The organism is Candidatus Profftia tarda, assembly GCF_904848675.1.
Lineage (GTDB): Bacteria > Pseudomonadota > Gammaproteobacteria > Enterobacterales > Enterobacteriaceae > Profftia > Profftia tarda.
The window spans coordinates 380,641-406,438 of sequence record NZ_LR890047.1; the positions used below are offsets into that span (position 1 = coordinate 380,641).

The 25,798-nt window shown below is 30.9% G+C and carries 10 protein-coding genes; 4 read left to right on the plus strand and 6 right to left on the minus strand.

Annotated elements, in window-relative coordinates; translation table 11 throughout:
* Positions 1–166 precede the first annotated feature (166 nt).
* From gndA to ubiH, 5 genes are all read right to left on the minus strand, one after another.
* Entirely contained in the window at positions 167–1,576 is a 1,410-nt protein-coding gene (gndA, locus tag KTT71_RS00980) for an NADP-dependent phosphogluconate dehydrogenase (protein ID WP_216782618.1), read from the minus strand.
* 2,410 nt (positions 1,577–3,986) lie between these two features.
* Positions 3,987–5,234 (minus strand): ATP-dependent protease ATP-binding subunit ClpX, encoded by a 1,248-nt coding sequence (clpX, locus tag KTT71_RS00985; RefSeq protein WP_216782730.1) that lies wholly within the window; start codon positions 5,232–5,234, stop codon positions 3,987–3,989.
* Positions 5,235–5,514: 280 nt separating this feature from the next.
* Positions 5,515–6,135, minus strand: a complete 621-nt coding sequence (gene clpP, locus KTT71_RS00990; protein WP_216782619.1) for an ATP-dependent Clp endopeptidase proteolytic subunit ClpP — start codon at positions 6,133–6,135, stop codon at positions 5,515–5,517.
* Between the two features lie 453 nt (positions 6,136–6,588).
* Positions 6,589–7,791, minus strand: coding sequence for an FAD-dependent monooxygenase (locus KTT71_RS00995; RefSeq protein ID WP_216782620.1), 1,203 nt, complete (start codon positions 7,789–7,791; stop codon positions 6,589–6,591).
* A gap of 85 nt (positions 7,792–7,876) precedes the next feature.
* Positions 7,877–9,055: a 2-octaprenyl-6-methoxyphenyl hydroxylase gene (gene ubiH, locus KTT71_RS01000; protein WP_216782621.1), complete on the minus strand. Its 1,179-nt coding sequence runs from the start codon at positions 9,053–9,055 to the stop codon at positions 7,877–7,879.
* A 3,448-nt stretch (positions 9,056–12,503) separates the two neighbouring features.
* Between ubiH and zapA the strand changes: the two genes are divergently transcribed.
* Complete coding sequence (gene zapA, locus KTT71_RS01005; RefSeq protein ID WP_216782622.1) at positions 12,504–12,803, plus strand: cell division protein ZapA; 300 nt, start codon at positions 12,504–12,506, stop codon at positions 12,801–12,803.
* Between the two features lie 2,026 nt (positions 12,804–14,829).
* Here zapA and trkA read toward each other — a convergent pair.
* Positions 14,830–16,206, minus strand: a complete 1,377-nt coding sequence (trkA, locus tag KTT71_RS01010) for a Trk system potassium transporter TrkA (protein WP_216782623.1) — start codon at positions 16,204–16,206, stop codon at positions 14,830–14,832.
* A gap of 3,553 nt (positions 16,207–19,759) precedes the next feature.
* Between trkA and lon the strand changes: the two genes are divergently transcribed.
* The 3 genes from lon (at position 19,760) to ycaO (ending at position 25,432) form a co-directional block, all read left to right on the plus strand.
* Positions 19,760–22,090 carry an endopeptidase La gene (gene lon, locus KTT71_RS01015; RefSeq protein ID WP_216782731.1) on the plus strand — a complete coding sequence of 777 codons (2,331 nt, stop codon included), beginning with the start codon at positions 19,760–19,762 and terminating at the stop codon, positions 22,088–22,090.
* A 230-nt stretch (positions 22,091–22,320) separates the two neighbouring features.
* Positions 22,321–22,593: an HU family DNA-binding protein gene (locus KTT71_RS01020; RefSeq protein ID WP_216782624.1), complete on the plus strand. Its 273-nt coding sequence runs from the start codon at positions 22,321–22,323 to the stop codon at positions 22,591–22,593.
* A gap of 1,081 nt (positions 22,594–23,674) precedes the next feature.
* Positions 23,675–25,432 carry a 30S ribosomal protein S12 methylthiotransferase accessory factor YcaO gene (ycaO, locus tag KTT71_RS01025; RefSeq protein WP_216782625.1) on the plus strand — a complete coding sequence of 586 codons (1,758 nt, stop codon included), beginning with the start codon at positions 23,675–23,677 and terminating at the stop codon, positions 25,430–25,432.
* The last annotated feature ends 366 nt before the right edge of the window (positions 25,433–25,798 follow it).

Sequence of the window (25,798 nt, forward strand, 5' to 3'; positions counted from 1 at the left end):
AACCATATTTTATGATATCTCCATGCCTGATCAGCTAGCTACTTAAATATATATTTATTTAAAAATATCCTGACTTAACATTACTGGGTTATAAAAGATAAATTTGCAAGAGAAATCCAGGAAATCCCGGATTTCTGAGTTTATTTGTATAGACGCATAAAAATTATTAGCACTCCCACTGGGTATGAAAGACGCCTTCTCTGTCAGTACGCTTATAAGTATGTGCTCCAAAATAATCACGCTGCGCTTGAATAAGATTAGCAGGGAGTACTGCTGAACGATAGCTATCGTAGTAAGAAATAGCTGCAGATAAAGTTGGCGTTGGAATACCGTTCTGTACTGCATAAGATATTACTTCTCGTAGTGCCATATGGTATTGATTTGCAATTTGCTGGAAATACGGAGCTAATAATAAGTTTGTTATAGAGGAATTATTTGTATATGCATCTCTAATTTTTTGTAGGAAACGAGCGCGTATAATACAGCCAGCACGAAAAATCTTTGCAATATCAGCGTAGTTTAGATTCCATTTATATTCTTCCGAGGCGGCGCGCAACTGGGAGAAGCCCTGAGCATAAGAAATTATTTTACCTAGATAAAGTGCTCTTCGTACTTTTTCTATGAATTCATCTTTATTACCTTTGAATGTTTGACATTCTGGTCCAGATAGAAAATGAGCAGATAAAATACGTTGATCTTTCATAGAAGATATATAACGAGCGAAGACAGATGCAGTTATCAGAGATAGGGGTTCTCCTAAATCTAAGGAGCTTTGGCTTGTCCATTTACCAGTCCCCTTGTTACCTGCTTCATCTAGTATTACATCAATTAAATATTTACCTTCTGCATCTTTTTGGATAAAAATATTTTTTGTTATTTCTATCAGATAGCTATTTAGTTCACCTTTATTCCATTCGTTAAAGATATTAGATAGATCTTCGTTAGATAAATTTAGAGCTTGTTTTAGTAAGGAGTAGGCTTCAGCAATAAGCTGCATATCACCATATTCAATTCCATTATGCACCATTTTCACATAGTGACCAGCACCATCAGAACCAATATAGCTTACACAAGATTCTCCGTCTTCAGCTACAGCAGCAATTTTTTTCAGAATTGGAGCTACTAATAAATATGCATCTTTCTGTCCTCCCGGCATTATAGACGGTCCTTGCAACGCTCCTTTTTCACCACCAGATACGCCCGCGCCGATAAATTTAAAACCTTCAGACGATAATTCATTGTAACGTCTTATAGTATCTTTAAAAAAAGTATTGCCCCCATCTATTATAATATCTCCTTTCTGTAAATAAGGCTTTAGGGAGTCTATAGTTTTATCGGTTGCTTCACCGGCTTTTACCATTAATAATATGCGACGAGGTTTCTCAAGGGATTTAATGAATTCCTGAATATTGTAAAAAGGTACTATTTTTTTACCCGGATTCTCAGCAACTACTCTCTCAGTTTTTTGATGAGAGCGGTTAAAAATGGATACGATATAACCATGGCTTTCAATGTTAAGCGCTAAGTTGCGCCCCATAACAGCCATACCTATAACACCTATTTGTTGTCTGGACATAAGAAGTTCCTATCTAAGTAATTAGTCTGTGAGTAGTACCACAGTAGATATTTTAGCTATGCTGACTCAGCTTATTCTTACAATAATAGTTGTGGTACAGTCATAATGTAAAGTATTAACAGGTTTGTATGTGTTATTTATAATTATGCTTAGAAAATATCATTTTATAATAAATAGTATAAATAATATGCATAAAATCAGATATAGCACAATCTGCTGATCATTATAAGCATTACTATCAACAAATCAGTATGTATGCATTTTATTTAAAAATATTACTGCTTTTTAAAGATTGGCCAAGCTAATTGATTTACAAGGATTGATGTTTTTTAAGAAATCATGTCAAGTTATGCTTGACTTATTAAGGTTATATCATAGATATGATTGAGTTCATTCCAATTATTTTATATTGTTAAGTATTTTAAGTAGAGATACTCTTTTAATTTAGAGATAAGAATATTAATTTTAATCTTATTACATTACCTAATGCACGCTTCTAATATGCTGATTTTCAGACGACCTAGATTAGCGAACGTTCATATGTCTATGTTGATACTCTAATGTTATCATATCTGCTTTATAGTAATTGATTAACTAATATTATTAAAAAAATAAGAAATTAAAACTGATAGATAGTAGATTTAATTAAATCTAGTGAGCTTAAATTTAGTATTTAAAAATGACCATTTGCTTTTATGCGGCTCATCTACAGTGCTGCACTATTAACTAATTATACTAACTAATTTCTTATATAGTATATAAAAATTATGGGATTGGCATTAGCAATAAAGAGTTAGATTCTTGGTCACATGATCATGTGTCAGATGATAGTAATAGTATGAATTCCAACTTAATAAATCTCAGTAGTATACAGCATGCAAGTTAAAAATATCTAGTAATCTAAAATCCTCTTTTGTTAGTTGTCTAGAACACTGATGCACTCTACAGAAGTCAAAAATATCATTTTATTAACTAAAATAAATTTATATAACCCTTTTATATATAAGGGCTGCGCTAGTAGTTCTTAGGAAACTGGTAAGATTATGACACAATTGCATATTTGCAGCTTAATAATATTAAGCATTATATTAATTATATTAATTCTATGTTTCTTAATAAATATTTTACGAATGTGAACATATAAATTACTGTAGCGTATAGTATATTTTGTATATATTTAGTTAAGTTAAAGAAAGATAACTAGCTAAGCAGAAAATAATTAATATCTTAATAGATGCTGTACCATATTTTCTATAGAAAATATTTGAATCAATTAATTCAATATAATATTTAATATATATTTATGGTTTCTTATATTATTTCTGGTATGTATTAAATAAAATTTATTCTAGTATTTTGACAATCAATATTGTAATACACATAAAATATTTTATCCTAGTAATAGGCTATACTAAACATATCTCACCTCGCCTGATTATAGCATCAGGTCTTCTTGGTTATATATCTTCACATTAAATTATCATGTAATTAATAAGTCATGATCACATCTAAATTAAATATTTCTTAAAAATACATTTTTAGCTTAAAAGACCAATTATACACATCATCATAACATTGAATAATATAAAGTTTGTGCTTATATAACTTATATTTTGTTATTATAGGTAACTCTTGTATAAAACTGATTCGGTTTTTCTAGCCAATATATTAAAAATTATTATTTATAAAGTGATAGAATAAAATGGATAAATATTAGTATGAATATTATTCACTGCCATCAAAAATATCTATCCTTACCCGTTATAGGTATCTTATAAATTTTTTTATAGGTAATATCAATGATAATTACTAGGATAGTAATAAAAATACATAGAATGAAGGAATCTTCATATCGTACTATACTTATAGTTCTTCACGAAATAATTTGCTTCTATGTGTCATCAAATAATGCTATTAAAAATATTTAATAAATTTAAGATATTCAATAGCCGATAAGATAAATGTCTTTGCTCCGGAATAATCTATATGTATTTATTGCTATATTTTTATTATTTCATTAGAATATCTGATGAACTACTTGATATTTAAGATATTAAAATCGTTGACATAGGAATAGAACGTCTATGATGCCATATTCTGGCAAAGTCATATATTAGTAGAGTTTTAAATCTTTTGATTAATCGGTCTTATATTTATCTTGTCTTATCAAAGATATTGCTGTGCTTTCTGAAGGCTGATAAGAATCCACTGTTGGGTTGATGGATCTTATCGTGCAGGATGATATAATAATTATTAAAAAATTCATCAATAAATGGCTATTTATCTAAATGATATCCTTATTACATCACATGTATTAACCTAATTAAAAGAATTAACTAAACCTAACTGTATTGATATTGATAAGATATCTTATTTTCTAGCATTAGATAGCATAAGATGCTTATCTTGCCTATTTGCTATAAATAATCCTTGGTTTTGTGTGACCTTCAATAACTTTTTCTTCAATTATGACTTTATCAATTTTTGCCATTGAAGGTAGGTCGTACATTATATCCAGAAGAACTGCTTCAACAATAGAGCGAAGGCCACGAGCACCTGTTTTCCTCATCATTGCTTTTTTTGCAATTGCAACAAGAGCTTTATCACAGAATTCTAGACTGACACCTTCCATATTAAATAGCGCTTGATATTGTTTCGTCAATGCATTTTTAGGTTCTTTCAAGATTTTGATCAACCCATCTTCATCTAGTTCATGCAGTGTAGCAAGAACTGGTAAACGACCTATAAATTCAGGAATTAAACCAAATTTTAGCAAATCTTCTGGTGCTGTCTGAGATAGAAGTTCGCTCTCACTCTCTTGAGAAGAAAGTGTTTGTACATTCGCTGCAAATCCGATACTTGTTCCGGTATTTATGCGTGCGTTAATCACTTTATCTAAACCAGCAAATGCTCCCCCACAGATAAAAAGAATTCTAGAAGTATCAACTTGCAAGAATTCCTGCTGAGGATGCTTACGTCCTCCTTGAGGTGGAACCGCAGCAATGGTACCTTCAATTAGTTTTAGCAAAGCCTGCTGTACACCTTCTCCTGATACGTCCCGTGTAATTGAGGGATTATCAGACTTACGAGAAATCTTATCAATTTCATCTATATAGACGATGCCGCGCTGTGCTTTTTGCACTTCATACTCACATTTCTGCAATAGTTTTTGAATGATATTTTCTACGTCTTCTCCAACATAACCAGCTTCTGTCAAAGTGGTCGCATCTGCAATAGTAAATGGTACATCGAGAAAGCGAGCTAGTGTCTCAGCCAATAGAGTTTTACCGCTACCGGTCGGACCAATCATTAAAATGTTACTTTTACCCAATTCTATATGGTTATCAGTCTCGCTATTGCGCAGACGCTTGTAATGATTATAGACAGCCACAGCCAATATTTTTTTTGCTTGTTCTTGACCAATAACATAATCATCTAGATGTTTGCGAATTTGGTGCGGTGTTGGAAGAAAGTCGGTCTCATGTTCCAGATTAACTTTTTTAATTTCTTCGCAAACTATTTCATTACACAGATCGACACACTCATTACATATATAGACTGACGGCCCGGCGATCAGTTTACGAACTTCATGTTGTCTTTTACCGCAAAAAGAACAGTGCAGAAGTGTATCTAAACCGTCTGTGTGTTTATCTGTCATCATAAAACCTCTTTATTAAGTATTATCCCTTAGAATATGTCGCCTATATATAAAACTATCAATGGCAGTAGGATCAATTTGTGCAAAACGACACATTCTATTTAATACATGAAATTACTATTATCCAAATAATTATATCATGCTATATATTAAAGTATTAGATCTACAATGAATTTTATGTTCATATTTATTCTATAAATTATCGATAAATCAATAATTTATATATTTATATCAAGTTCTGATACACTGATTACTCATGCAATAATAGCTTCTTACGCGGCTAGGTACGGGAAGTCATTACCGAATCTATCAAACCATATTCTACAGCTTCATCAGCTGATAAAAATCGATCACGCTCAGTATCACGCTCAATATCTTTTATTGGTTTCCCTGAATGTTTTGCCATCAGCGTATTTATAAGAGTTTTAACTTTAACAATTTCTTTAGCGTGAATTTCAATATCTGTTGCCTGTCCTTGAAAACCACCCAGGGGTTGGTGAATCATGACGCGTGAATGTGGAAGACAGAAGCGTTTTCCTTTAGCCCCTGCGGTAAGCAGAAATGCTGCCATTGAGCATGCCTGTCCTATGCAGATAGTGCTCACATCAACTGTAATAAACTGCATTGTGTCATAGATGGACATGCCCGCAGTGATAACACCACCTGGTGAATTAATATAAATATGAATATCTTTCTCAGGGTTTTCTGCTTCCAGAAATAGCATTTGAGCTACAATCAGTTTTGCCATGTGATCTTCAACTGGACCGTTTAAGAAAATGATTCTTTCTTTTAAGAGACGAGAAAAAATATCATATGAGCGTTCACCACGAGGAGTCTGTTCAATAACTATCGGCACTAAAGCCATATGCTGCAATAAATCAAGTTCGTTACTATATGACATTAACGTCTCCTATAAAATAAATCCGGCATTATTCTTTTAAATTCTACTGTAGATAAATTATATTAACCATGTGCAACTGTCTGTATTTTTAGAGTAGTTAAACTACTTAAACAATATTTAGTATTATGAAAAAGAAAGATATGAATAGACATAATTTTTATTATGCAAGACAATCTTTTCATTTTATGTATTACTAAAGATTATTATATCTAATTAATTAATGTAATTGTATCCGGATTGTTCATATGATTTATTAAACTAGGCATCTTTGTAAATTATAGAGTTATTTTCAATGTCTGATTTATCAATTTTATAAATTAATTACTTTCATTGAGTAAATGAGGTTATAGCCTAATACTGGATTTATTTTATATAATATCTTACCATAAACTATTTCGCCCAGGATTACTAACAAGATGCTTATAAATTTCTTGGAAGTTATGTTGAATATAACTATTCTAATAAATCCAAAAAATAAGACAAATCCATGCCGTATCTAACCAGCCTTGTTTTAAGAAGGGGGACGTTATTAACTATCGTCATACCTATATCACGCAATAACTTTTTAGCAATATTTTTACCTTCAAAGAGTTCTTGTAATCCCTGCATTGTTGTCAGCATCAAGGCAGCGTTATTCTTACATGAACGCTCGTAGCTACGCAGATACGTATAACGGCCGATATCTTTTCCCTGATGATGTAAGTGCTTAATTAAAAAACTTAATTTCGCAATATCCATAAATCCTAAATTCAACCCTTGTCCTGCTAAAGGATGTATCGTATGCGCTGCATCCCCCGCTAGGGCTAAGCGGTGTGCAGCAAAACTACGAGCATATTGTCCGATAAGTCGGTATGACTGACGCGAGCTTACTATCTTGCATAGTCCTAAACGCATATCAAAAGTAACTGCTAGTTCACGGTTAAAATCACTTTCAGGTAATGATAGTAGATATTTTATTTTTTCAGGATTAGTAGACCACACAATTGAGCATAGTTGTTTGTCTTTTAACGGTAGAAAAGCCAGGATACCATTAGAACTGAAAACCTGACGCGCGCAGTTATTATGCGGTTGTTCAGTTTGAATGGTCGCAACCAGTGCATGATGCCTGTAATCCCAAAATGTTATAGGAATATCGGTATGGGCTCGCAGCCACGAATGCGCTCCATCTATACCAATTACTAAACGCGTCGTTAGGATCTGTCTATTATTTAAAATGATAAAAGCTTCTTTTTCACCCCACGTAATCTCCTGGAAAACTGCAGGAGCAATAATAGTTACTCCTGACTGGCAAGAGACTTTATCCCATAAGGTCTGCTGAATCACGCTGTTTTCAATAATATACCCTAGATGGGTATAGCCATATTCTTGAGCATGAAATGAAATATTTCCAAAACTATCTTTATCCCAGATTTCCATGCTCTGATAGGAGCTAGCGCGTAGGTCTAGAATGTCTTGCCAAATTCCTAGATATTTTAACATATGTTCAGTAGCAGTATTTATGGCAGAAACACGCAGTGCTGATTTTGGGGTGAGTTTTTCAAGATTAGGAATTTTGTGTTCAATTAACGCAATACGCAGTCCTGACTCCCGAAGAGCTGCTACTATTGCTAATCCTAGCATACCACCACCAGAAATAATAATATCAAAAGATTGCATTGTGATTCTCGTTTTCTGTTCATAAATAATCTTAATTATATTAATAAAATAGCTAAATTAATTATAATTACTGCAATAATGAAGATTACCTTTGCACCCAACCCAATGTGCGCCTCGCAAGATTTTCTCGTAGCGTTGGAAGAAGATCAATAGCCATCATTGCCACATTACGTCCGATAACTAATGGTGTCAGACTATTAGCGAATAAGTTAATCAGTCCATCTGTCATTCTAATAGTTAGTTGTTGATCTGGTGCACGTCGTTTTTTATAACAGCTTAGCACTTTGTAGCTGCCTATATCATGACCCTGGAGTTCTGCTTGAACAATAGTCTCGGCCAAGGAAATAACATCACGCAGGGCAAGATTAAATCCTTGCCCTGCGATCGGATGTAAATTTTGTGCTGCGTTACCGACTAGAGCGATCCTATGGGTGATATGTTGATCTGCCCATCTTAAATTTAGAGGATAGTAATGACGCTTACCGGTCTTGATTATTTTCCCTAATCTCCAACCAAACATCTTCTGAAGATGCTGAAGAAATTCAATGTCGTTCCAACCTCTGATTTCATTCTGATTATTTACGGAATGACACCAGACTAACGCACATCCTGCTTTACTCATCGGTAACATTGCCAGAGGTCCATCAGGGGTAAAACGCTCAAATGCTTTACCTTGATGTGCATTAGAAGTTATAACATTAGCAATAACAGCTATCTGATCATAGTTTTTATTACGATAGTTTATTTTACAATGCTTAGCTAGTAATGAGGGAGAGCCATCGGCTGCTACTAAAAGTTTGCCCGTGAGGATAGTACCGTTATCTAAATTAATAGTAGCATTATCTTGCTCTTGTATTACACCTACTACTGTTCCTGGCCCAAAGATCCTCACTCCTGGGGCTTTCTCTAATAATCTTAGTAGAATTGCCGCGGCCTGATGCAGTTGAATAACTTGGCCTAAATAAGGTATTTTATAATCCAGGGATCTAAATACAACGGAACCATAACCACCCTGATCACTGACATAGATACTCTCTATAGGGGTTGCAAAAGAATTTAGTTCTTTCCATGCGCCGATCCTTTCTAATTGCTGGCATGTGCCGTAAGCAAGAGCAATAGCATAGTTATCAGTCGAATACTTCTGCCTGTTATTTTCAGAAACAGTATCTATAATCTCGACTTGAACTCGCCCAGCACTCAGTGCAGCCACTGCAAGTGCCAGGGTTCTTCCTGTTATCCCTCCACCCAGAATTATCATTTTCATATTTTGTCTTTATATATTATTAATTTGATTAGCTAAGATGTTAGTCTTTCAATAATATCAGTCTGTTAGCAATTTACGAACAAACAAATTATATTTATTTTCAATTTTCATTCTTCCGATCTGCAATAGGTATTATATAGTTAGTTAAGATATTATGGCAGAACTTGACTAGTGAATCAGATATATGAATATGTTTTTGCAAAAGCGCATTATTACTCTGGTTTTTGTTTACATTGTTCTACCCTGATATACACTATTATTGAATAAATAATATATATTTAAATTGTATTTAATATTGCCCGAGTAAGAGCTAAAACAGATCAATATTACTTTTTTACACCTAGTAAATTCCCGTATATTCTTACTACTAATTTTCACTATCACTTCTAATATCATGTTTAGCTTATAATCGTTATTATTGCGGATAATACAACTAAAGTAAGGTATTGAGAATATCTTAAGATTATAATTTCTTATTATATCTGCATGGTTATCTAGATAAAGATTAATATTTATGGTATATATAAAATATATCTAATATTACAGATTAGTTTTTAATAATCTTGAATATCAGAAGATTTTTAAAACAATATAATCATAATTATTATTTTAATTTATTTAAAGTTCTTGGTATCTTCAAAAATAGTATTTGGTAATACCCTATTTATCTAGATTTTTCTGACTAATCCATAATTTGTTTAAATAATATTAAAGATTCTTATTATTAATTTGGATTCAGCAGATTTTATTTATTAAATATCTTATCATCTTATACTGAATCAGTTATAATCTCTTTGCATTTCATTCTTGTCATATATTTTTAAAATATTACATAATATCGATGCATTCTATTGGTTAACCACTAGTTTGATGATTGATGTTCTATTTGCTTGTATTAAAAAAATTTCTTTTAAATACTAACTTACAGTTGAGTCTACAGATAAATATTTTTTAACTTTATTAGAATAATTAAGATAGGATAATATCCTTCTAAACACCTTATATAGCTAACTTAAAGTTACTAATAGTAGAAAGATACTAGTTGATTTAATTTATTAAGAATAATTTTTTTTATTACTTTCTTTTATATAGTTTAGTTACTCACAAGTAAAAAATTGAATATTTTAGATCACTCAGTTTATTAAATTAAGTCACGGTTATTTTAAAAAATTTTGCTAAAATTTTATATAATATGCTAGATAAAGATTGTTAGTAAATAAATTAGAAAAGAAAATTTAATATAAATACAAGTATAATTTCTAGTAATTAATGCGCGATGAACTCAATATATTAAAGTGGTACAAAAATATTTTATTTATTAAATATGCGTATATCGTGTTTACTTGTATTACTTAAGTTATATTTATAATTATAAATGATTCACATATATATTGTATATCTTTTAAAGTTGCTTTCAGCAAAGATGAAATATAGTTGATTATTACTTTAAGTAATTATTATTTTAAATTTATTGACATTGTGAGTCATACTTTTAAATTTGTTATATAATACACTAAGAATACTTCTAAGTAATTGCGCAATAGCAGGAATCATTTTTTTTAGTTGATTATTTATCGATGCAATACCTGCTTTTTTAAAAAAGCAACAGGAAGTTTTTTAGAAAGATCATATTTATTAAGCTAAAAAGGTAAGATAAAATAAAAATCTAAAAAATAAACCGTTCTATTAGTTATATTAAAAATGTTTATAAATCATATTTTTCTCGATATCAGAATATAACACTCTCCTGATAGGATAATTTAATTATCTATTCATAGCTGCTCTGGATGGTTTTTAACTATGATACTTAGATAGCTATATAAGAGCAGTATGAGACCTTTGATCTCAAGATGTATTGATGATGTATATCTTTTATTGTGATCAGTAGGATAGTTGATTTGCGTTAATAGATACTGATACTAACGCCTATTATAGATCCTTGATAGCGTGACTATTTCATTGTATTTATATTTATATCATGAGCCTCTATATAGGTATGAGAGTATAACTATCACAAACTTTTGTAACTATTAAAATTACTTGCTTGTGAAAATTTATGATGCATTTCTTAGCTAAAAAATTACCTAGTATTATTCGCATTTTATTTATTCCTAAATGAGTTGTTGATTTTATGCATCTCTAAGTAGACAAAGCATGATCGCTCATGCTTTGTCTACTTAGAGCAAAAGGTTGATTAAAATCAACTGAAACGAGTTATAACTGCTTCTTTTATAACAAATTGGGTTAAAATGTTTTTAATTGACATAGATTTATTTTAAAAATATTAATGTTATTAGATACATGGTTACTTATAGCAAAATTATAGTTTAAAATATTTTTGTTGCAGCATCTTTCGGGGACCTTACGTAAATATCTGACTATATTTTACGTATGATATATAGCACCGATGTAATATTAATACTTTGTTAGAGATCAATATAAAAACTATATGTTCTAGTTTATATATCATCTTTAAGCCATGACAAATAGATGTTCAGTAAACGTCTCGTTAATATTTAAGGCAGATAAATTAAAAGACGCCCTAAGTAAGGCGATATGCATAAAATCATTATGTATTTATACTTTGATATGCTGGGATAGAAATCATGCTTTATAAGAATATCTGTAGTTCTATAAACAATACAAGATATGGGTGAGTTTCTTCAATCTAATAACAACCAATTCAGGTAGATAGTAGTGCCTCAGGGGATCCTGAATTTATAATACTACTATGTATTAGTATTGCATGTTATTTTAGATTAATTAGATGATATGATGCTTGACGTGTCATTTGCAATTCCTTGAGTATTATGATACATAGTATAATTTTATACAATAACAGCATAGCAATTTTACACCTATTGTAAGTTATTTCTTACACTGTATGTTCTACATAACAAAGTTCAGCATAGCAGGTGCCATTTAATTAAAAATTTTTTTAAAAAATTCTTCTTACTTTTATAGTAAATCACTTTGTAAGACAAATTAACTTGCAGTGCTTAAATCACAAACATCATCATTATTAAATTTATAGTATGGATACTACATTAAGTAGTGTATTTAACATTAATTAGCAGAAACCTAGTTGCTTTGTTTTTGTTCAGAATACAAGTATAGCGTTGCTGTGATCATTATATTAAATAATAGATATATATGAGTTGTTATATAAAGTATATGCTTTTGAAATTGTTAACTAAATATAATCTTTCATTATAGTTATGATTTATTAAAATAGCTCTTCAATTATTATCCATAGATAATTTACTTCGTCTTACGAATATATCCTATGGCAGCAATCTTTTATTAGTAGCTAATAGTTGTTAGCTATATTAGAATGGACTATGATTTCAATCATGTTAAATACTTAGCGATGCACATATAGTTAGCACAAGATTTAACTTACTATTGGGGTTTTAAAAATAGCATAAAATCTAGGCAGGAAAGTGGTATGTCTGCACAACCGGTAGATCTTCATATTTTTGGTCGTTCATTAAAAGTCAATTGTCCAGCAGAGCAAGAGGAAGCGTTATATGAGGCTGCAGAGGATTTGAATAAGCGTTTGCACAACCTGAAATCTCGCACTAGAGTGACAAACACAGAACAACTGGTCTTTATCTCGGCATTAAACTTATCTCGCGAATTGGCAGAAGAACGAGATAGAACAATCGATTATACTCTGAATATGGAGCAAAGAATTCGTATTCTTCAGAAGACAATTGAAGAGGCTCTTTTAGAGCCAGAGAGTTAGATTTATTTTTTAGTAGAGCTAATACTTTATTAGCTGCCGGCATCATTTAAATTATTTTGTTGGTGAACATGTAGATATTAATGAATCTTGATAACATTAAGATATCATATTTGCTTAGTTTATTATGTTTATCATTTTTATAGTATAAATTTTTTATTAAACGCAAATTAAGGGTATTGCGGGTATTTGCTATGATTTGTTATATGTTTCAGTAATATCATTTATTTAGTAAAATAATGAATCATTATGCAATTAAAGAGTCTTTTCATTTAGAAGAATTAAATTTTTTGAAAGTGCAAAGATAGAATGCATCTATGTGTCAATTTTATACAGATGCCTATCTTGACTATCATGCTATTTCTTTTTTCTTCTATATATACAATTTTATTGTGCAAATCCTATAAATCAATGCTATCCTTTTAAAGGAATTGCAGTAATGATTAAAAAATCATATTTGTAGTTTGATTTTTGTGTTGCTTTATATTAGTACTTCAAGATGAAGCAAGCACTTTTATTTATAAAAATAAAGAAAAGACAAAATGCTACATTAGATAGAATAAATTATTCTAAAGTTCGGTTGTATTCAATTTAAATTGCAGTAGTGTAATCACTTAAGCATGAATAATAATATTTATCTCTTATTACATCTGTGCCAAAATATTTAATCTTTCATCCTCATAATTCTTTATCAAATAAGTCAAATAAATAGCTTTATTATTATGCTAATTTTAAAAAATAACCTATTAATAAGATATTCTATAGACAATCGGTCTATATATTTTCCGTTATTTTAGTTAAACTTTTATTTGTATTGAACAGTCTGATTAGACTTCAAAACAAAAGTTTTTAAAGCTATCTTATACTAAAAATCCTTGAATACATAAAATATAATGCGCCTTATCTAAATATTTTGTAGTATGATATGCTTAATGCATAACACATCACTTATACTTATCTTGTAGTAAGTAGTCAAAGATTTAATTAAAATATTAATACTATATAGTAAATAAAAAATTTAAATATCTCACTTTCTCTTCTATAAAGAATACTTCGGCTGTAATTTCTCTTAAAAGTTATTGTCTGATATTCCTATTATACCTGATATATAGAATTTTAACCTAAATGATAGGTTTATTCTAATTAGGATATCAATATTATCATTAATATTTATTAATTAAAGAGAGTCTTATCTCTGATTTTAGAATATTAGATTAGGTAGTATATTTTTACAATTATGATACTAAATTAATAATGTTTTCCATCAGCTAATAGCAAATCTGGAATCCAGATTCCCTTTTAAATAAAATCAGTTATACCTCTTTGTAGATTACGGTGGAGATAATTAATTTATAGATCATGATAGTTTGAGGAAATAGGTTTGATTGAAAAGCTCTTGGAGAGGTTATTACTATTTTTAAATGATAATCTGTACTTTTTGCCATGGTTGTTATACTAGATAAAACGCATAGATACTGATCTAAACAATTAGATCAAGATAGTGTGCAAAAAGATGCTAGTATCATAACCTTATGAAGCATACTCTATTGATAGTTATTCAAATTTAATCTAAAATATTTTGATCATGGAGATATCAGCTTTAATAAAATTTTTTATTTGAATGATCTTGAACTTTAAATTGATACTGCAATGCTATCATTACTTAAATAGTAAGTAATACTCTTAAATATAATTTCGCATTATCGAATATCATCTAGTGCGGTTGTTAAGAAAGAATGGTAAAATATTACTGAGTATAATGTTTTTAAACATAAAAAGCTGATAATATTTATTTGTTAGAAATATTTCTGTGAAATAAGTAGACAGAAAATGTTTATCCATCTACTGAATATAATAATAAAATGGTAATAATTTAAGAATATGCATAATAATATAGTGTTTTAGAAAAAAAATAAGACTATATTTATACTCATCAATATTCAGTAATAATAGGAATATATCTATAAAACAAAAAAATTATTTGATAATAATGTATATGTTATAGATCAATGATTGATTATTTACTATGCTATAAGAGGTATGAATCTTGGTAAAACAAATGTTCAACATCTGTGATAAACTTCTTATCTATAAGAAATAAGATAACGTGATCTCCATGTTCAATTTTAAATTTTCTATTAGCTATTATAACATCATTGCTTCTAACAATAGCACCAATAGTTGTACCTGGCGGTAATTTGATCTCTTCTACTCTGCGACCAACAACTTTTGAGGTGTTTTCGTCTCCATATGCAATTGCTTCAATAGCCTCAGCAACACCGTGTCGCAAGGATGATACGCTGACTATATATGCTTTTCGCACATACCCAAGCATAGCAGAGATTGTTGCTTGCTGGGGTGAGATAGCAATGTCAATAACACTACCTTGCACTAGATCTACATATGCTCTTCTCTGAATTAGCACCATCACTTTCTTAGCTCCTAAACGTTTTGCTAGCATAGCGGACATGATATTAGCCTCGTCATCATCCGTTAGAGCAATAAATACGTCTATTTGATCAACGTGCTCTTCAGTTAGTAGTTCGTGGTCAGATGCATCACCATAAAAAACAGTAGTGTTTTGTAGCATTTCAGCCAGCTCGACGGAACGTTGCTGATTGTGTTCTATCAGTTTTACTGTATAGCTTTTTTCTAATCTATGAGCCAATCCCGCACCTATATGTCCTCCGCCAACAATCATAATGCGTTTGTAAGATTTTTCTAAACGTTGTAGTTCGCTCATGACAGCCCTAATATGGGGCGACGCTACTACGAAAAATACTTCATCCCCGGCTTCAATAATCGTAGATCCTTGTGGGCGTATTGGACGATCTTTTCGGAAAATAGCTGCAATGCGTGTATTAATATGTGGCATATGTGCTTTTAAAGAAGATAACGAATTACCAACTAACGGGCCACCATAGTATGCAGTGATTACTACAAGGCTTACTTTCCCTTCTGCGAAATTCACCACTTGTAATGTACCAGGATACTCTATTAGGCGATATACACAGTCTGTTACTAACTGCTCAGGAGAGATAAGATGGTCTATGGGGATATCAGCTCTATTAAATAGACGTTGATTTTCACGGATATATTCCGTTGAACGTATGCGAGCGATTCTTTTGGGTGTGTTAAATAAGGAATAGGAGATCTGACATGCTACCATATTAATTTCATCTGAACTTGTAACTGCTATCAGCATATCAGCATCTTTAGCACCAGCCTCACGTAATACTCGTGGATAAGAGCTATAACCCTGAATAACCCTTAAATCAAACTTATCTTGTAGTTGGCGAAGTCGATCGCCATTAGTATCGACAATTGTTATATCGTTTTTTTCGCCAACTAGGTTTTCTGCCAGTGTACCACCTACTTGACCAGCGCCAAGAATAATGATTTTCATAATATTGTCTGGTTTTTGCTCTTGATTATAATTTTTATTAACTTATTTAATAAATAAGCAAAGAAATACTTATTTGAGAACTTTCTCTATTTAGAGTGCCTAATCTTTCTTGATATCTTGGGTTCTTTTATTTATTAAAGTCTTTCATAGATATCCTTGTTATTTCACCCCTAGAGCATAGACATACCAGATATCTGTCTCATAGGTGGTTTCCTGAACATTTTGATTATACTATTATGGTATTTATGAGGGGTATTCATACTTTTGCATCTTGCACTTATACTTGAGTTTGGAAGAAGATCTACTAAATACTGACACGCAACTAATAAATAACTGTCTTATTCTGGATCAGTCTATTGCATGATTCAGATACATGAATATCTACATCTTATTGTATATGGTATGATGAGAAAGTATTATATACTATACTCTGATATCTGAAGAAGTGCCTTGATTTTATCTTATTACTCTATTTTATATTTCTTTATTTTTTAATGTGCTATATATTAATTTACATACTGATTTAGGAGGATTCATTTCTTTAGATAAAAGGTTATAAAAAAACAAAAATCAATATTCGTTAATTTACTCGTAGGGTTAATAGCCTGCTAATAGTAGTCATACATGAATTAATGAAAGATTAGCGCTAAAAATTAGCATGTCAGATATTTTGATAGGATTTCATAGTATATCACAAGTTATTCTATGAATGGCTAAATAACCCATCAAGAATATACTGACATAATTAGATATCAGTGCTCGTCTTAGACGATGCTTGATTATATCCTATTTTATTGTCTAATAATCATTAGAACTAAAGTTCTCCAAATATTTCTGGATGATACGAGTCATAATATATCCTTAGTCCAAAAACATATTATCAAGGATGTTTAATGTTACCATAAATGCATCTCTCTTTATCTTAGATGAAGATATTCTTCGCATATAGTCTTTGGTTCAAGACAAGATATCTTATTCAAACATTTGTTATTCTGATAATGAATATTATAGCGGCCGTGTTGAATCATCGGCTAGTTTTATAAGACAAGACATTATAATAATTCTTGATCAAAATGCGATATTAACAATATATAAAATGCATTTTTGGAGTAATGTTACCTGCTTAACTGAATCAGTATTGATGCTCTGTATTTGAATACATTAAGCTTGTATTAGTTGTATCTTCTGTGATATTTAGATGCAATTATGCACTCCTTAGATAAAAATATGAATTTATATTTAATTTCTTTAAAATTAAAGTGCAAAGTTAGTAATGAATATATTTTACTTGTAATGGCATCTAATTTAATTAAAACACAAGAACGTAAATTAGTTGGTAAATCATGTAATATCATCTCCTTTTAATTAGTTAACATCTGAGATAAGATGTCTTTTATTTATTCTGTCTCAGATGAACATACTTAATTTTATTTAGTTATATGAATATTATAATATTAGCGTCGCGCTCTTGTAGAGGTCCATAAACATGTTTATTATTTTGAGCCGGAATTATTATTTCAAATATATGATAAGTTAATTAATAATTTTTAGAATTACAAATCATTCTCTCATCTGGGCCAAAAGTAAGAATTGATCATGTTTTTAGAATTTAATGGTATTTTTCTTGATGATATTACAGAATATTGATAATTGTATAGTCTCTAGTAATTGCTTGTTTTGTGCTTTCTAATATTTTCAATATATATTTTATATAATCTATTACCTGATATATTATTTTCATAATTCTAGTTACGGATAAAAATATGTATCTAAAAAGAATGGTCTCCTGTAACCATAGTAAGAGAAGATTATGAATTAGTAAAATATGATCTCTAAATAAAGACTAGCAAAGATCGTCTAAATCACTGTTATGAAGTTCAGGGTATACAGCAGATTGCCGCACATCAAACAATTAGTGTCTATAGCTTTTTATTCTTATTACTCTTTCTCTAGCTGCTAGAGACTTATTGTATCTAATATTCGGGTAGCTCATTGTTGTTAGTTAAAATAGGTATCCATTGGTTTATGCTCTCTAAGCTGAACAGAAATATCAGAATGCACTTGCATAAATATTTTCATTTTTTCTGTTTTAATGCTAATGAATTGGACTATAAAGTTAGTCATTTCTTAATTATATTATTTTAGATATTTCTCTTTTCTTAGTTCAGTATGCACTTAAAATTTTATTTTGTATTATTATAAGGGTCTCGCCATCCTACATCAACAGATTTTAGTCGAAATGATATCCGTAAATTTATTTGCTTATATTTTGTAGAAATCCCTTCTCTATCTAGATTATTGCATACATATTTGGTACTTTTATTTAGTCTTTTCTTAATAAATACTGCAGTCTTAAAATCCTGTTTGGGTATGGAGGTATTATAATACTTGTAATAAGCGGCTATTTCATTATTATCTAAGTTATCTTTACCCGTATCATTTCATCATTTATTATTATCTATGTTATTTTTCTGTTGTAGGTTTGATGAATATCTTCGTCTTTTATCTTAAAATTTTTAAGCTCTACATCAGTTACTATGTCATTTTTATAATTCATTTATATTAATTTTTCTAGATGCATGTTATCCTTATTACATAAGGATTAAAGCCATATATTAAATTTCTATCGGTAGGATCATTCTGTTTCTGTATAAGATTTATTATTTTTTGCTCTTTTGAATTTCTCTAGAACCAACTTTGCGTATTAATCTACAGAGAATCCTGTATTTTAATAATATTTAGATATTCGTCATGATGAAATACTTTATTTATCTAAAATAGACGATATTAAATATGGCTGCTATGAATTTTTATCGCTAATTATCGGACCAAATTTTGGTCTGTGCTGGTTAAGTAGTCTATTATCAACCAATAATTTAAGAGTTTTATTTTGTATATCATTTATATAGTCTTGTTCTCTTAAATTTTAAAAACTGATCGCATAATTGCTATTTTAAAGTATTAAGCTTCTTTTAAGAGCTTTTTTGCGCTCAAAATAGCTAATTTCTTAAATATTTATCTTGTTATCATATTCAATATAACCGATCTAGAAATGACCGCCCATACTTCTCGGAATAAATGAAACCATGATTAGTAAAAAAATTATTTGGGGCTACATAATCGAGAAACTTTCATAAATTATCTATCATAATGTGGAAGCACCCCGTTATAATTTTTGCTAAAATAATATGTCTTTTCTTTTAGTTTACAACATGCATATCCGATTGATATATAAACTTAATATTATTTTATCGTCTATTATAAATCAGATTTTTTAATTTAGTTATGCTACTTTCTATAGAAAGTAGCTACTTTAACGAATACTCACTAGAAATATTGAATACCATGGGTTATCAAATAGTCTCTTTTTATGTATGCTTGTATACATCAAGTCTTTTTTATATATCAAAAGATTTTCTAAGCTATATCTATTTTTTACGTTGATTACCTCATAAATACCCCCATGTAATTAAATATGAATAAAGTAAAAAAAGATATAGAAAGGCTGTAATATTCCCATAACTTGACGGAAGCGAAATTAAGAGAGAGCTCTATGAATCCTGAGCGTTCCGAATATATAGAAATTCCTGTATTACCCCTGCGTGATGTTGTTGTTTATCCGCAAATGGTGATCCCACTATTTGTAGGACGGGAAAAGTCTGTCAAGTGCTTAGAATCAGCAATGGAGGATGACAAGAAGATTTTACTAGTTGCACAGAAAGAAGCTTCAGCAGATAAAATTGGGGTAAATGATCTTTTCTCTGTAGGCACTGTGGCTTCTATTTTACAGATGCTGAAATTGCCTGACGGTACTGTAAAAGTACTTGTTGAAGGTCTACAACGCGCCAAAATTACTACCCTATCAGATAAGGGAGAACATTTTGCCGCACAGGCTGAGTATGTAGAAATCAAAGAAATGGATGAGCGGGAACAAGAAATTCTAATTCGAGCAGTGATTAATCAGTTTGAAGGCTATATTAAACTTAATAAAAAGATTCCACCTGAAGTCTTGACGTCTCTCAATAGTATTCCTGATGCTTCCAGACTGGCAGATACTATTGCAGCTCATATGCCGTTAAAATTACTTGATAAGCAAGCCGTACTTGAAATATTAGATATTTCTAAACGATTGGACTATCTCATGAAGCTTATGGAGTCTGAAATAGACTTGCTACAAGTTGAGAAACGGATTCGTAATCGCGTCAAAAAGCAGATGGAAAAAAGCCAGCGTGAGTATTATCTGAATGAGCAAATGAAAGCTATTCAGAAAGAGCTGGACGAAATGGATGATACTATAGATGAATTTGAATCTCTAAAACGTAAAATAAAATCTATTAAAATGCCTAAAGAGGCTCGTGAAAAAACTGAAGCTGAATTAAAGAAGCTGAAAATGATGTCTCCCATGTCTGCTGAAGCAACTGTAGTACGCAGCTATATTGAATGGATGATTCAAGTTCCTTGGGACATTCGTAATAAGGTAAAAAAAGATCTTAATAAAGCTCAGGAGATTTTGGATACAGACCATTATGGCTTAGAGCGTGTTAAAGAGCGCATTTTAGAATATTTAGCAGTTCAAAGCCGTGTTAGCAAAATTAAAGGACCAATATTGTGTCTAGTTGGGCCTCCAGGTGTAGGTAAAACTTCTCTTGGTCAATCAATTGCTCGTGCAACAGGTCGTCAATACGTGCGGATGGCTCTTGGTGGTGTACGTGATGAGGCAGAAATACGTGGTCACCGTCGTACTTATATTGGCTCGATGCCGGGTAAACTGATCCAAAAAATGGCAAAAGTAGGAGTGAAAAACCCCTTATTTCTTCTTGATGAGATAGAAAAGATCTCGTCTGATATGCGTGGAGATCCAGCTGCAGCTCTTCTGGAAGTTTTAGATCCCGAGCAAAATATTGCATTTAACGACCACTATCTGGAAGTTGATTACGATTTATCTGATGTAATGTTTGTCGCTACTTCTAACTCTATGAATATCCCAGCGCCGTTGCTTAATCGGATGGAAGTAATTCGTCTATCCGGCTATACTGAAGACGAGAAACTAAACATTGCCAAAAAGCACTTATTACCTAAACAGTTAGAACGTAACGCACTAAAAAAAGGTGAGTTAACGGTTGATGATAGTGCAATTAACGGTATTATCAGGTATTACACTCGTGAAGCAGGAGTGCGTAGTCTGGAACGTGAAATATCTAAGCTTTGTCGTAAAGCAGTAAAAAAAATATTAATGGATAAATCAATTAAGAAAATAGAGATTAATGGCAATAATCTTAAAAATCTTCTAGGAGTACAGCGTTACGATTACGGACATGCCGATAACGAAAACCGGGTTGGCCAAGTGACTGGTCTTGCATGGACTGAGGTAGGCGGTGATCTCCTTACTGTGGAAACTGCTTGCGTGCCCGGTAAAGGAAAATTGACTTACACTGGTTCCTTGGGAGAGGTTATGCAGGAGTCTATTCAGGCTGCTCTTACTGTGGTGCGTGCTCGTGCAGAGAAGCTAGGGATTAACACTGATTTTTACGAAAAAAGTGATATTCACGTCCATGTACCTGAAGGTGCTACTCCAAAAGATGGTCCAAGTGCAGGTATTGCCATGTGTACTGCACTGGTTTCTTGCTTGACCGGAAATCCGGTTCGCGCTGATGTTGCGATGACAGGAGAAATTACGCTGCGTGGCTTGGTGTTGCCAATAGGTGGTTTAAAAGAAAAATTATTGGCTGCACATCGTGGTGGCATCAAAATAGTAATTATTCCAGATGAAAATAAACGTGATTTGGAAGAGATACAAGATAACGTGTTAGCTGATCTAGAAATTCATCCTGTAAAAAGAATTGATGAAGTATTATCACTTGCACTTTATAATTCAGCATTCTGAAATAAAATAGTAACCAAAAATAATATATCACACAATTTGATACAATTTATTATGTAATTAGCAAATTTTAATATTGTTTAGCATTTTACGCGACTTGCCTAGTCGTATTAAACGTAAATTTTGGATATGGCTTATCTTTTAATAAATTTCTAGCAATTGATATTGCTATATGCAGTCGTATCCTAAGAGGAATATTATTGTACATCATAAAATTTAAAGGGGATTAAAGAGTGAATAAATCACAACTGATAGACAAGATTGCCGAACGTGCAGATATCTCTAAAGCTTCTGCTTGTCGTATAATAGATGCAATGATTTCATCTATTATTGATGCTTTAAAGAAAGGTGATTCTGTATCTCTAGTAGGTTTTGGTACTTTTGATGTGCGTAATCGCTCTGCGCGTACTGGTCGTAACCCCAAGACTGGTAAACAAATAAATATTCCTGCCTATAAATGCCCTTGTTTTCGTGCTGGTAAGTCGCTGAGAGATGAAATGAATTAATTTTTCTTCAAATTATAAATGTTTCTCTTTTATATGTATGCGTTATCATTTCTTTTATAGATGATCATTAAATCATTATATTATAAATATTTAAATTCAATAAAATAATATACATGCAAATAATTTGAGTCTAGCTATCTTGTTTAAGTTAATATCTTTTAAGAGAATATACCAAAAGGTACTACGATTATCGTTTGGCATATTCTCTTATATAGACTCGGGAGTATCTAAAATTCATAATACTTTAGATATATATATTCTCTAACGTTATTTATAACGCACAATATTATGTCATTAATTAATGACTTTCTAGTTTGTTCTCCATATTGTTTTAATTTTGATAATCTCAGAATTTATGAATTTTTATTAAATTTTAATATATAATTTTTTAAGAGCTGTATAGAAATTATTATGCTTCAAGGAAATAGCATAGATGTCACCCTATCTGCTCTAAAATTCTATTGAATATATACATTTGTTTCTGTAGATCATATCTTATACTGTTGTTTTTATAGTTCTTATACCAGCATATGATTAAGGATTTTTCTACTTAGTTCCTAGAACTATTATTTTTTCTATATTAATATTTTATGCAGTAATTTCCTGTCATTTCCATAATTAGACCGATAGTACAACCATATTTTTATTAATTTTTTAAAAATTAATTGAATAATATTATTATTACGAGCATATACATTAAATATATATATATTATCAATATTGATAGAGAAATAGTTATCAGTAAAACTGATAACTATAGTATTAAATTGTATACTATATCCCTTGAAGACCTCCCTAATAATTCATAAATTAACTAATAGGATTAATATGATATGATCTATTTAACTGAGGAATTTATAAGTATGATGTTAAGGTGATCAGATCATTTTTTCTAATTATTGGTTATGTTTTGAGTTAATTTATTAATTTAGCTAATGCTTTAAATAAATTTCATTTTATTGATCTATGATGATTATATCAGTATATGCATTATCTTTTTAATGCATATACTGATATAATTATTTAATATTATTAAATAATATTAAATATTAATTAATATACCTAAACAAGTGATTTCAAAATGATACAAACCTATATTCCAGGTAAAGATGATTCATTGGAAGCCTCTATAATGCATTTCCAGCAGCAATTGACTAAATTTGGGTACAATATTGAAGAAGTATCTTTCCTTAATCCTGTTCCTAATGTTTGGTCTGTTCACATACGAGATCGAGATTGCCATATTTGCTCTGCCAACGGTAAAGGAAGTAGTAAAAAAGCTGCCTTGGCATCTGCTTTAGGTGAATACATTGAACGTTTATCTACTAACTATTTTTTTGCAGATTTTTATCTTGGCCTCGAAATTGCAGAAGGTGAATTCGTGCATCATCCTAACGAGAAATGGTTCAGAGTGCCATCTGACGATAGCCTACCAGACAGAATTTTAGATGAAAGTTTGCATAAATTTTATAATCCTTTCGATGAAGTATGTGGTAAAGACCTTATCGATTTACAATCCGGAAATCTAGACCGTGGTATTTGTACGCTGCCTTTTACACGTCAGTCTGACCAGAAAACTATTTATATTCCTATAAATATCATTGACAATCTTTACGCATCAAACGGTATGTCTGCTGGTAATACCCGTAACGAAGCACGTGTACAAGCTATGTCTGAAGTGTTAGAGCGTTACGTAAAAAATTTGATTATTTCTGAATATATTTGCCTACCAGAAATACCATCTAGTGTTATGAATCGATATCCCAGAGTTGTTGAATCTATAGTAAGATTAAGGCAAGAAGGTTTTCCAATTCTATCTTTTGATGCTTCACTAGGTGGTAAGTATCCAGTTACTTGTATTGTTTTATTTAACCCTATTAATGGTAGTTGCTTTGCATCATTTGGTGCGCACCCTGACTTCGGGGTTGCATTAGAACGTACTCTTACTGAGTTGTTGCAGGGACGAAGTTTAAAAGATTTGGATGTATTTTCTCCACCAACTTTTAACTATGCTCAAGTCAGCGATATATCTAATCTAGAAACGCATTTCATTGACTCTAGTGGTGTAATTTCTTGGGATATGTTCAAGAAAAATTCAGACTATGAGTTCGTCGATTGGTCCTTTAAAGGTAATACTCAAGAATCATGTAACATACTAATGAAAATATTTAAAAGGCAAGATAAAGAGGTGTATATTGCAGACTATGAGCAACTTGAAGTTTATACTTGCCGTATAATAGTACCGGGAATCTCTGAAATTTATCCTCCCGAAGATTTACTATTGGCTAATAATAATATGGGTTCGCATTTACGCAAGCAGATCCTACAATTACCTGCTTCTAATCTCAGCAAACGAAATTATCTACAAATTATAGATCAACTCGATGATGAATTAATTGACGATTTTACTCGTGTTCGAGAACTACTTGGTATTGCGACGGGTACGAATAATAGTTGGTACACTCTCCGTATTGGTGAACTAAAGGCAATGCTGGCTCTAGCTGGCGGTGATCTTAAGAAAGCTCTTATTTGGACTGACTGGACACAGGAATTTAATTTCTCGCTATTCAGTTACGATCGTATTAATTTTTATCGTTGCTTAAAAGACTTACTGACTCTTAATGTAGAAGGAAATAGAGAACCGAAAAATTATTATTATGCATTTAGCCTTATGTATGGCTCTGATATATTAGAAAAAGCTTTAGATATTACTGTTGGTAAAAAGAGGTTCTATGATCTTCCTGCCGTAGATGATAGTTTCAAGGCATTACCTGCACATCAGGCATTATTGCAATCTTACAAGAAGTTGCAAGTTGCAAAATATTATTCACTAAATTAAATAATAACAGAATTATTTGTTAAGAAATATTTCATGATTGTTGCTTGAACTAATGAACAGTTATTGATCATGCAACCTAAAATAAGAGATGTAATATTTTAAATGTGCTAAATTACTAATCCATTTTATTAATATAATTTTCTTAAAAAGATAGTATAACTAATTATGGGATGTAGTTTTCTAAAATCAGGACTGCTCTATTGTATTTTATTATTCGTATTATAGTATTCTTATATTATAAGAATATACAGAGACTGTATTTTTCAGTAATTAAAATGTATATAATACTTCTGTATTACTCATTATCTTTTATAAAAACTAAGTACCTACAAAATAAAGTTATTTTGTCTAAATTATTATTAATCC